Genomic DNA, 569 nt, shown 5'->3' with positions numbered 1-569 from the left:
TCGAACTCATCGTCGCGGACGTGACACTCAAGCTCACGCTCCCTGACCTCCAGTGGGTCGGCGTGCTCGTGGCACCCATCGCCTGGTTCTTCTTCGCGTTCTCCTACGCCGGCCGGGACCGATTCACCGCTCGGTCGTCGCTTTGCGTCCTCTCGGTGCTCCCGGTAATCGGCCTCGTCGCCGTCTGGACCAACTCCCTCCACCACCTGATGTGGACGTCAGTCACCGTCGTTCCCGCGGTCGGCCGGGCCATCACCATCCTCCAGATGGAGTGGGGGCCGCTGTACTGGGTCGTACTGGGATACAGCTATCTGCTGTGGCTCGCTGGCGCGGTCGTCATCCTCCGAACGGCGCTCGATATGCCGGACATCTACCGGTTACAGGCGATCACGCTCGTCCTCGGGACGCTGATGCCCGTGCTCGGGAACTTCGCCACGACGCTCCTCGAACTGTACGGCGCGGCAATCGACATGACGCCCGCGGCGTTCACGTTTGCGGGGCTCGCCTGCACCGTCGCTATCAGCCGCTACGAGCTCCTCGAATCCCGACCGGTCCCCCGCTGGGTCGCC

At 65.7% G+C, this 569-nt stretch carries 1 protein-coding gene; it reads left to right on the top strand.

Annotation, left to right across the window (positions count from 1 at the left end; all coding sequences use genetic code 11):
• A partial coding sequence (locus C5B91_RS21330; protein ID WP_304999818.1) for a histidine kinase N-terminal 7TM domain-containing protein occupies positions 1-569 on the top strand: 569 nt, incomplete at both ends.

It is taken from the genome of Haloferax sp. Atlit-10N (assembly GCF_003586325.1).
GTDB lineage: Archaea > Halobacteriota > Halobacteria > Halobacteriales > Haloferacaceae > Haloferax > Haloferax prahovense.
This window is presented reverse-complemented; position numbering and strand designations above follow the sequence as displayed.